Genomic DNA, 12,235 nt, shown 5'->3' with positions numbered 1-12,235 from the left:
AGATCAAAAAAGACTAAATTGCATTTATAATTTATTTTCATGAGACTCAAATTCCTAATATTATTCTTGTTTTCTGTTACCTTTTATCATTCTTATTCACAGAATATAAAATTTGCGCATTATAACGACAATAATGGGCTGTCGCATAATTCGGTGCGTCATATTGTACAGGATAAAAAAGGTTTTATGTGGTTTGGAACCTTCTCTGGACTAAACCGATTTGACGGTTATCAGTTTAAAAACTACATGAGTTCTGCTGCTGGAAAAAATAAATTGTACAATGATGATATTACCGCTTTAGAACTCGATGAAGCTTCCAATAATTTATGGATAGGCACGAGAAAAGGGTTGACACTCTTTAAAATGGATACTCATGTGTTTACCACTTTTTTTCATAAAAAGAACGATCCAAACAGCCTTCCTGATGACGAAGTGAGATCGGTTTATGCAGATAAATTCAATCGAGTTTGGGTTGGTACCAAGAACAAAGGAGTCTATCTGTTTTCTTTGCAAGAAAAGCGATTTGAAAAAATCCAGCTTAAAGGTTTCGATTACGTTAAAGATATTTTTGAAGACAAAAAAGGCAATGTTTGGATTGGAAGTTATGAAAAATCGGGCGTTGCCAAAATTACAATGGATGCAAAAGGAGCGATAGTTAGAATTAACACGTATACGCTTTCGGTACCCAATTCAAATATCAAAAACCCGTATCTTAATTTTATTTATGAAGATGCCAAATCGGATATTTTCATCGGAACTAGGGAAGGATTGTATAAATTGGATCAAGTCAAAAATCAGTTTGTTAATCTGTACATTGATAACAAGCAGGTGAGAGGTGCTTTAGGGCCTTATTTTTTATCTGTTGCAAGAGCTCCTGACGGTAAATATTGGGTAGGAACTTTGGGCGGATTATTGGTTTGCAATGAGTTGGAAGATATTCAGAAAGGAAATTACAAATGGTATTATTCCATTTTGTCTGATGATAGTTCGCTGGTTGATAATTTAATAGCCTCACTTTATTTTGATAAATCTGGCGTCTTATGGATTGGAACCGAAGACGGTTTAGACAAGTACGATCCTTATGAAAACCAGTTTACTTTAAACAAAGACATTTCGCGTTCTATTGGCAATCAAGCGCCTAGAATTAGAGGTTTTGCTAAAACATACGATGAAAAAGTAATTGTAGCGACTTACCATAACGGACTTTTTATTTCGAATACAAAAGGTTCAGTTCCTTTGCACAATACAGGAAAAGATATTGCCAGCATTTATTCGGATGACGGAAAGATTTTTTACTGCGGTCTTTGGGATGGAAATATTTTGGTCTACAATTATCTCTCAAATTCTTCTCGAGAAATAGAGACAGGTTTTGAAAAATCGCCTGTTTTTGCTTTTTCCAAAATTGATAATGAGTCCATGATTGTAGGTTCGTTTGGAGAAGGAGCTGTAATTTTGAATACTAAAACACTGCAATTTCAGACTTCAAGCAAGCTTTTGCCAGACTTTCAGATCAATGCAATTGACAGGGATGCCAAAAATAATATCTGGTTTGCAACAGAAACCGGAGTCGTAAAATACAACATCAATTCTGGCAAGATAGAAACCTATTCTTCTCTTTTTATCAAAGAAAAAGGCGTTCCTCATGATGAAAATGTGAGTGATGTTTTAGTAGATGTAAAAGGTAAAATTTGGGCTTCAACACGCTCGGGACTTTGCTTATACAATCCGAAAAAAAATGAATTTGAACCTGTAAAAAAACTGAAAGAACTTTCAGGAAAATGGATTACCGATATTCTTTCGGATGCAAAAGCAAATCTGTGGCTCAATATCAATAACAACAACATTGCTTTTGTTAAAGCCGATTTAAATGATGTCAGCATTTATCACGTAAACAGCGGTAACAGATTGGATGTTTTTAGCTCAAGCGGTTTCTTTTATTTTAATAATTCGAATATTTTTCTGGGAGGCAAAAACGGAGTTATTTCTTTTTCGCCACCGGTAATGAAACGAAACAAATGGTCGCCAACGCCTGTAATTTCTGAATTTAAGATTCAGAATGAAGAAGTCTTTCCAGAAATGGAAATTAATGGTGAAATTCCGCTTTCAAAAGACCTGAATTATGGCAAAGAAATAGAGCTTACGCATAAAAACCGTAATTTTTCGATTCAGTTTTCGACTCCTTCATTCGCAAATGAAAAATTGAACAGATTTCAATATATGCTAGAAGGTTTTGATAAACATTGGATTACAGCCAACAGCACTTCGAGAATTGTGCAGTACACGAACTTGTATCCAGGAAATTATACTTTTAAAATACGATCAAGCAACAGTGACGGATATTGGAGTAAAACCGTTTCTTATAAAATAAAAATCCTGCCTCCATTTTGGCTTACGCCGACTTCATTTTTGATGTTTTTCGCGATTCTATTTGGGGTTTTCTATTTTATCAGAAGAGAAATTAAAAACCGAATCCGCTTGAAACAAGAACTGCTTACCGAAAAAGTAAACAGAGAACACGACATCAAACTCAACAACGAAAAGCTGCGTTTCTTTACCAATATTTCGCATGAATTAAGAACGCCTTTGACTTTAATTTTAGGACCTGCAAAACAGCTTTTGGAGGAAAATAGCAACGCAACCGATTATGAGAAAAGCCGATACAATCTCATTTATCAGAATGCGAGCCGACTATTGAATCTCGTAAATCAGGTTTTAGATTTTAGAAAAGCGCAATCGGGCGAATTAAAGCTTAAAGTAACACAGACTGATATCCTTTCTTATTCTCGAAATATTTTCGATTCTTTTAAGGAAATGGCTTTTAATAAAAAAATTAAGCTCAATTTCATCACCGAAGATCAAGAAATCAACGGATGGCTGGACAATGATAAGTATGATAAAATTCTCTATAATCTTTTATCAAATGCTTTAAAATTCACTAACAAAAACGGAAACGTAGATATGTCTGTGAGACTTAAAGAAACTGCTGCTGATATTTTGGTGATAGAAGTAACCGATAATGGAATTGGTATTCCGTTAAAAAGTCAGGAGAAGATTTTTAAACGTTTCTATCAGGCTTCGAACAGTAAAGCAAACAATACAGGATCGGGAATTGGATTGTCACTCGTAAAATCTCTGGTATCAATTCACAAAGGAGTCATTTCTGTCGAAAGTACGCCAGGAAAAGGAAGCACTTTTAGAGTTGAAATTCCGATAGACCGCGATTCGTATGAAAGTAAAGAAGTGTTTGAATATGCCATTAAAAATGACAATTTAAGCATGCTTATTCCGGAAAAAGCAGCTAAGAAAATCATTCAAAATACAGATTTAAAAGAGAAAATCTTAGTGATTGAAGACAATAGCGAACTCAGAAAATATCTTGTGGACTATTTGTCGGATTATTACAAAGTGTACGAAGCAGAAAACGGACAGGAAGGTTTGAAAATCTGCCGTCAGATTAAGCCAATCTTATGTGTGACAGACGTGATGATGCCTGTTATGGACGGATTGGAATTCTGCCGTGAACTTAAAAATGATGAATTCATTAGCCATATTCCAGTTATAATGCTGACGGCTCTTTCTGAAAATATGGATAAAGTGAAAGGTTACGATACTGGGGCAGATGGTTATCTGGTGAAACCTTTTGAACCATTATTGCTCAAAACCGTTATTGAGAATATGATTAAATCGAGATTAGAGCTCAAACAGAAATTCTCTGGAGAGGTAGAAAGCAAAGTAAGCATGCTGACGCACTCGCCAATTGATGAGGAATTTATGGAAAAAGTGACCAATCTAATCAATGATAATTTGAGTGAAGTTGATCTGTCTACCGATTTCTTATGCGATAAATTGGGAGTAAGTTCCTCAAAACTCTACCGAAAAATTAAAGAGCTTACGGATTTGGCACCAAATGAATTCATTAGAACAATCCGTTTGAAAAAATCTGCAGAATTGCTTAAAACCAAAAAATACAATGTTTCTGAAGTGACCAATCTTGTTGGATTTAATGATCCGTTATATTTCAGCCGATGCTTTAAAAAACAGTTTGGTTTCCCGCCGAGTAAACTGATATAATTAGTTTTTTTCTGCCACGACTCGCGACAGCGAACTGGCAAGATTCGACTAAGATGAGAAAAACATAGCCCAAGGTTTCAACCTTGGGTACACAAAGTATTTCCATTATTTTTTAGCCACGAATTCACGAATTTTTTTTGCTCATTAGATCGATTTTTTTCTCCTAAATTGCACGAATTTCTACAAATGAATTAGTTTTGATTATTTTATCATTCCTGCGAAAGAGAATCAAAGCACGAAGTAAATCTCTGCAAGTTGCTCCACAAAAATTTTAATTCTAATATTTAACATAGCCCAAGGTTTCAACCTTGGGTACACAAAGTATTTCCATTATTTTTTAGCCACGAATTCACGAATTTTTTTTGCTCATTAGATTGGATCTTTTTCTCCTAAATTGCACGAATTTCTACAAATGAATTAGTTTTGATTATTTTATCATTCCTGCGAAAGAGAATCAAAGCACGAAGTAAATCTCTGCAAGTTACTCCACAAAAATTTTAATTCTAATATTTAAAAACATAGTCCAAGGTTTCAACCTTGGGTACACAATGTATTTTCATTATTTTTTTAGCCACGAATGCACGAATTCGTATTAATTTATAGTTTGTAAAAATTGGTGTAATTTGAAGTAAATATTCTCTACGAGTAAATAAAAATTCGTGAATTCGTGGCTAAAAAAAACAAAGCCTTTTTACATGTTTTTAAGGCAGAAACCCTATAAAAACCGAAATTATCCATGTTTTTGATGTATTAATCCATTTTGAACGGAGTATGTAATTCTATTTTTGTCTTATAACATTATAACTATTTACCATTATGAAAAAGCATATAGACACAGATAATCCGTTGAAAAATTTAGATGAGTGGGAAGATGATTTGTTAATGCGATATCCTGATCCTTCTGAAGAAAATGTAAAAGAAAAGCAGAAAGAAGAATTCAGGAATTATGTCGATTCAGAAAGAGTAGAAACAGTTAAGGAATTTTATAGAATAAACCATACGTATCAGACCTATGATTTTGTATGCAGTAAAGAACAGGAATTTCTACAGTTCAACAGAAAAGAAATGTCAATTTGGGAAGCGGTTGATTTTTTGAACACACTTGTAGACGATAGCGATCCAGATATTGACTTAGATCAGACACAGCATCTTTTGCAGACTTCAGAAGCCATTCGTGCAGACGGCCATCCAGATTGGTTTGTTCTGACAGGTTTTATCCATGATTTAGGTAAAGTTTTATGCCTTTTTGGAGAACCGCAATGGGCAGTTGTTGGAGATACATTTCCAGTTGGATGCGCGTATTCGGATAAAATTGTGTACCCCGAATTTTTTAAGGAAAACCCAGATTATACAGATCCAAGATTCAACACCAAATTCGGAATCTACACCGAAAATTGTGGATTGGATAACGTAAAAATGAGCTGGGGACACGATGAATATCTCTATCAGATTATGAAAGATTACTTGCCAGAACCAGCCTTATACATGATTCGTTACCATTCTTTTTATTCGCAGCATAAAGAAAATGCGTATGCACATTTAATGAATGAAAAAGATATTGAAATGTTTGATTGGGTTAGAAAGTTCAATCCGTATGATTTGTACACAAAAGCTCCCGTTAAGCCAAATGTAAAAGCATTGCTTCCTTACTACAAAGAATTAGTTGCTAAATATTTGCCAGAAAAGTTGAAGTTTTAAAAGTTTGTTTAAACACATAGGAGCATAGATTTTCTTTTGAGTATAAAAAAATTTCATGAGAGAAACTAGTTTCCCACACATAGCTATGTTTTTTGTAATAAATGAAATGTCTTTTAATACAAAGAAAAACTATGTTTCTATGTGTTAAAAAAATATTGCCAGCTATCTAAAACCAAAATAATGCAGAAAACCAAAACCAAAATATTTTTTGTAAGTCTGTTACTGCTTTTCACAGCAGGGATTTCAGCTCAGGAAAAAGACCGTAATGATTGGGAAAATCCCGAAGTGTTTCAAATAAATAGAGAACCTGCAAGAGCAGCTTTTCTTCCTTATGCAGACGAAACTTCGGCAATCATCGATAAGTATGAGAACTCCCCTTGGTATTTTTCTTTAAATGGCAAATGGAAATTTTCATGGTCGCCAACACCAGACGAGCGCCCAAAGGATTTTTATAAAACAGATTTTAGCACCTTGCACTGGAAAGAACTTCAGGTACCTTCTAATTGGGAACTTAACGGATATGGTGTGCCAATTTACACCAACATTACCTATCCTTTCGAAAAAAATCCACCTTTTATCAATCATTGGGATAATCCTGTTGGTTCTTATAAAAAAGATTTTGTACTGCCTGAAAATTGGAAAGGCCGACATGTTTTTCTTCATTTTGAAGCGGGAACAGCGGCCATGTACATTTGGGTGAATGGGGAAAAAGTCGGTTATACTGAAAATACTAAAAGTCCAGCGGAATTTGATATTTCGAAATATTTAAAACCAGGAAAAAATGATTTGGCCGTAGAAGTGTATCGATGGAGCGATGGTTCTTACTTAGAAGATCAGGACATGTGGAGGCTTTCTGGAATTGACAGAAATGTGTATTTATACAGTACAGATAAGGTTAGAATCTCAGACTTTTTTGCAAGACCCGATTTAGATGCGAAATACAAAAACGGAAGCCTGAATGTAGAGGTAAGTTTAAAAAACCTGACTTCAACTTCGGTTAACAATCAAAAATTGGTTGCCAAATTAGTTGATGCTTCTGGAAAAAATGTATTCGTGAAAGAGCTAAATGTCAATTTAGAAGCTTCGAAAATTCAGACTTTAAATTTCTCTCAAAATATATCAAACCCAAAATTATGGAGCAGTGAGGCGCCTAATTTATACACCTTGGTTCTGACTTTAAAAAATGCAAAAGGAGATAGTATAGAAACCGTTGGCACACAAATCGGATTCAGAAAAGTCGAATTAAAAGGTGGGCAGTTATTGGTAAATGGTGTTCGATTAATGGTTCATGGAGTTAATATTCACGAACATAATCCGGTAACAGGACATTATCAGGATGAAGCTACGATGCTGAAAGACATCAAAATGATGAAACAGCTTAATATTAATTCTGTTCGCTGCAGTCATTATCCGAACAATATTTTATGGGTGAAACTTTGTAATAAATACGGTTTGTTTTTGGTAGATGAAGCCAATATCGAAAGCCATGGAATGGGAGTGGAAGGACAGCCTCTAAAATGGATGAATCCAAAAACAAATCCTGGTTATCTTCCAGAATGGAGAGAAGCACATCTAGACAGAATTTACAGTCTTGTTGAAAGAGATAAAAATATGCCATCGGTAATTATTTGGTCTTTAGGCAATGAAAGTGCAAACGGACCTGTTTTTCATGACGCTTACAAATGGATCAAAAAAAGAGATGTTAGTAGACTTGTTCAGTTTGAGCAGGCAAAAGAAAATGAAAATACAGATATTGTATGTCCGATGTATCCAACAATTGAATACATGAAAGAGTATGCGGCAAGAAAAGAAGTAACCCGTCCGTTCATTATGTGTGAGTATTCGCATGCGATGGGAAACAGCAGTGGAAACTTTCAGGAATATTGGGACATCATTCGCGGAAGCAAAAATATGCAAGGCGGATTTATCTGGGATTGGGTAGACCAAGGATTTGAAAGAACAGATGAAGCAGGCAGAAAATATTGGTCTTATGGCGGCGATATGGGAAGCCAGAATTATCTAAACGATGAAAATTTCTGCCATAACGGATTGGTTTATCCAGATAGAACTCCGCACCAAGGAGCTTTTGAAGTGAAAAAAGTCTATCAGAATATTTTGTTCAAAGCAGTTGATATTAAAAATGGTGTAATTGAAATTAATAACGATTTTGGTTTTACAAATCTGAATAAGTACAGTTTTAGGTATGAAGTTTTAGAAAACGGAAAAGTAATTAAGGAAGGGACTTTGAATGTCACTTTAGATCCGAAATCTAAAAAACAGTTTAAAATTGATTTGCCAAAATTAGAATCAAAAGAAGGAACAGAATATTTGCTGAATGTTTTTGCTAATACCAAAACAGGTTCAGAATTATTGACTCAGAACTTCGAAATTGCAAAAGAGCAATTTGTGATTGAAGACGGAAAGTATTTTGCCAAATCTGAAAAAAGAAATTCGGCAAAAGTTCAAGATGAAAAAGACCAATTTGTTTTGACTTCAGAGAATGTTACGGTTAACATCAGTAAGAAAACGGGACTGATTTCGTATTACAGTTTAAAAGGCGAGCAATACTTTACAGAATATCCTGAACCTAATTTCTGGAGAGCGCCAACCGATAATGATATTGGAAACAAAATGCAGATTAGAACAAATGTCTGGAGAACGGCTGGAAAAAATACATCATTAGTAAGTATCGAGCAGACAGAAGAAAACGGACAGCAATATATTGTGGCGAAATTAAAACTGAACGATGTTGCCTCAGACTATACGATCAAATATGCATTAGCAAATGATGGAGCTTTAGAGATTCAGGCTTTTTATAAAAAAGGAAATAATCCAGTGCCAGAACTGCCACGCTTCGGAATGATTTTCACTTTAAAAAATACATTAGAGAATTTAGATTATTACGGAAGAGGGCCTTTAGAAAATTATCCCGACAGGAAAACTTCATCTTTCAAAGGAATTTATAACAGCAAAGTTGCAGACCAATATGTGCCTTATACACGCCCCCAGGAAAATGGATATAAGACTGATATACGCTGGTTTAAATTGTCAAGCAATAAAGGAAATGGCTTGGAAGTAAAAGGTCTGCAGCCTTTATGTATGAGTACTTTGAATAATTATCCGAGTGATTTTGATGGTGGAATTTCTAAAAAGAATCTTCATTCCAGCGACATCACTCCAAGAGAAGAAGTAGTGGTTTGTGTAGACTTAACGCAGCGAGGCTTAGGAGGCGACAACAGCTGGGGATTACCGCCGCACGAACAATATCAATTGACCCAAAGCGAATACAGCTACGGATTTATCATTAAGCCACTTTAATTAAAATAACCTGTTGCTTAGTTTAGTCACAGTCACAGTTTTCAGTCACAGATAGCACTGAATACTGTGACTACGGCTGAAAACTAACTGAAAATGAACACTATAAAAATGAATAACCCTAAGAACGGAAGATTAATTTCTTTAGATGCGCTGCGCGGATTTGTGATGTTTTGGATTATGAGCGGTGAACACATTATTCATGCTCTGGCCAAAGCAGCTCCAATTCCTGTTTTTATCTGGATGTCATCGCAATTGCATCATGCGGAATGGAATGGCATTACATTCTATGATATGATTTTTCCTGTGTTTTTGTTTGTAGCTGGCGTTTCTATGCCATTTTCTTTCGAGAAGAAAATGAGTCTGGCAGGAGTGCTAACGCCGCAAGAATTGCCTGTAAGCGAAAAACGAAAAATATACCTTTCTATGCTAAGGAGAACTGGTATTTTACTGGTTCTAGGTTTTGTCGTAAATGGATTATTACGTTTTGACGGTTTTGATAATACCCGTTTTGCGAGTGTTTTAGGCAGAATCGGACTTGCTTGGTTTTTTGCTGGAATCATTTATTTGAATTTTGATCTCAAAAAACAGTTCATTTGGTTTTTAGCCATTTTGATGGGGTATCATGCAGCCATGAAATGGATTCCCGTTCCAGGATTTGGAGCAGGAGTTTTAACAAAGGAAGGATCATTAGAAAGCTATATTGACCGATTATTTTTACCGGGAAGGCTGCACAGCACTGTTTATGATCCTGAAGGAATATTTTCGACTCTTCCGGCAATTTCAACCGCTTTGCTTGGAGTTTTTACAGGAACCTTTTTAAAAGCAAAAAATCAGTTTTCTATAAAAGCAAAACTGATTTTGATGACATTGACGGCTATTTTGTTAATAATTGCAGGTCTCATTTGGGATATTGATTTTCCTATTAATAAACATTTGTGGACAAGTTCTTTTGTCTGTTTTGTGGGCGGATTCAGTATTTTATTTTTTGTTTTTTTCTATGTGATAATCGATTTGTCTGGTTTACACAAATGGGCATTTCCATTGATTTTAATTGGTTCAAATTCAATTCTAATTTATATCGCAGCTGAAGGTTCTGTAGATTTTAAACACACCGCAGATTACTTTTTTGGCGGACTTATTCACTATCTGCCGATTGTCTGGCAGCCAGTTTTTGTTGCGTTGTCAGTAACGTTTGTACAGCTTCTTTTGCTTTATTTTCTCTATAAAAGAAAATGGTTTCTCAAGATCTGATACCAATCAAAATTTAAAATACATTTTACTAACTAACCACCAATAACCACCTATTATGAATGTATTACAAACCGCAGATTACATTGTATTCTTTATTTACTTTATCATAGTCACAGCTTATGGAATGTACATTTACAGAAGCAAAAAAACAGCTGCTACGAGTTCTAAAGAATATTTTTTAGCCGAAGGGTCGCTTACTTGGTGGGCAATCGGTGCATCATTGATTGCTTCCAATATTTCAGCGGAACATTTTATCGGAATGAGCGGTTCTGGTTTTGCCATCGGATTGGCAATTGCTTCTTACGAATGGATGTCTGCAGCCACGCTGATTCTTGTGGCGATGTTTATTCTGCCAATTTATCTAAAGAATAAAATATTCACCATGCCGCAGTTTCTTGCCAAACGATACAGCGGTACCGTGAGTGCCATTATGGCGATCATTTGGCTTTTAATTTATGTATTTGTTAATCTTACTTCGATCATCTATTTAGGCGCTTTAGCCATTTCTTCTATCGCACCCATAAGCTTTCAGTTTTGTGTAATCGGATTGAGTTTGTTTGCTGTAATCGTGACTTTGGGCGGTATGAAAGTGATAGGATATACAGACATGTTTCAGGTAATTGTTTTAATTCTGGGAGGTCTCGTAACAACTTATCTCGCCTTGACATTATTATCAGATCAGTTTGGTTTTGGAAAAGACATCTTAAAAGGACTAGCCGTAATTGCTGATGAAGCGCCTGGACATCTGCATATGATTTTAGAAAAATCCAATCCGCATTATAATGAACTGCCAGGAATGTCGGTTCTAGTAGGCGGAATGTTAATCAATAATTTGGCGTATTGGGGATGTAATCAATACATTGTTCAGAGAGCGTTAGGAGCTGATTTGAAAACAGCGAGAAAAGGAATTTTATTTGCTGCTTTTCTAAAATTATTGGTTCCAATTATTGCCGTTTTACCGGGTATTGCCATGTTCGTAATGCACGAGAACGGAATGTTTCAGCAGGAAATGGTGGATGTAGCAGGAGTTTTAAAACCGGATCAAGCCTATCCAACTTTAATGAATTTACTTCCTGCGGGATTAAAAGGAGTCGCTTTAGCCGCCTTGACTGCAGCAATTGTTGCTTCTCTGGCAGGGAAAGCCAATAGTATTTCGACTATTTTTTCTTTAGACATTTATAAAAAATATTTCAATTCTCAGGCATCCGAAAAAAAACTGGTTCGTACCGGAAGATGGTGTGTTGTGGTTTGTATGATTATCGCGGCTTTTGTAGCGCCAGCATTAAAATCATTAGATCAGGCTTATCAGTTTATACAAGAATATGTGGGATTCTTTTCACCAGGAGTTTTAGCAATTTTCTTGTTAGGAATGTTCTGGAAAAAAACGACTCCAGCAGCTGGATTGGCAGGAGCATTGCTCACTGTGCCTATCGCAGCGATTTTGAAATTTCTGCCAATGTGGACGGAAGGTGCGTTTCCGGATTATCCCTTCCTAGACAGAATGACTATTGTTTTCTTTATCATTGTATTGATAATGGTAGCAATAAGTCTAGCCAAATCAGTATCTGAACAGGAAGCTGAAATTCATAAAATAGAAGTCGACACATCAATGTATAAAGTTTCGTCAGGGTTTATAGTTGGCTCTTTTATCATTAGTGGAATTTTAGTGGCTTTGTATACTGTTTTCTGGTAAGGTTTTGGTGTTGCCACAAAGTCGCGAAGTCGCCAAGTTTATTGGAAAGAAACTTAAAAGAAAAACTTTGCGTCTCTGCGACTTTGCGAGAATAAATAAAAAAAGCTTAGAAAAATTGCTCGCAAAGTCGCGAAGTCGCCAAGTTTATTGAAAGAAACTTAAAAGAAAAACTTTGCGTCTCTGCGACTTTGCGAGAATAAATAA

5 protein-coding genes are annotated in these 12,235 nt (G+C 35.5%); all 5 read left to right on the top strand.

Annotated features, from left to right (window positions below):
• The first annotated feature begins 39 nt into the window (after positions 1-39).
• The 5 genes from P2W75_RS14785 (at position 40) to P2W75_RS14765 (ending at position 12,031) form a co-directional block, all read left to right on the top strand.
• Complete coding sequence (locus tag P2W75_RS14785; RefSeq protein ID WP_276381056.1) at positions 40-4,071, top strand: two-component regulator propeller domain-containing protein; 4,032 nt, start codon at positions 40-42, stop codon at positions 4,069-4,071.
• 816 nt (positions 4,072-4,887) lie between these two features.
• On the top strand, positions 4,888-5,769 hold the full coding sequence (locus P2W75_RS14780; protein ID WP_276381055.1) for an inositol oxygenase family protein: 882 nt from the start codon (positions 4,888-4,890) through the stop codon (positions 5,767-5,769).
• Between the two features lie 180 nt (positions 5,770-5,949).
• Complete coding sequence (locus P2W75_RS14775) at positions 5,950-9,087, top strand: glycoside hydrolase family 2 TIM barrel-domain containing protein (protein ID WP_276381054.1); 3,138 nt, start codon at positions 5,950-5,952, stop codon at positions 9,085-9,087.
• Between the two features lie 93 nt (positions 9,088-9,180).
• Positions 9,181-10,338, top strand: coding sequence for an acyltransferase family protein (locus P2W75_RS14770; RefSeq protein WP_276381053.1), 1,158 nt, complete (start codon positions 9,181-9,183; stop codon positions 10,336-10,338).
• Positions 10,339-10,393: 55 nt separating this feature from the next.
• Positions 10,394-12,031, top strand: a complete 1,638-nt coding sequence (locus P2W75_RS14765) for a sodium/sugar symporter (protein ID WP_276381052.1) — start codon at positions 10,394-10,396, stop codon at positions 12,029-12,031.
• The last annotated feature ends 204 nt before the right edge of the window (positions 12,032-12,235 follow it).

The organism is Flavobacterium sp. H4147 (assembly GCF_029360735.1).
GTDB lineage: Bacteria > Bacteroidota > Bacteroidia > Flavobacteriales > Flavobacteriaceae > Flavobacterium > Flavobacterium endoglycinae.
The sequence above is the reverse complement of the archived record's forward strand: the minus strand, read 5'-3'. Positions and strand labels throughout refer to the sequence as shown.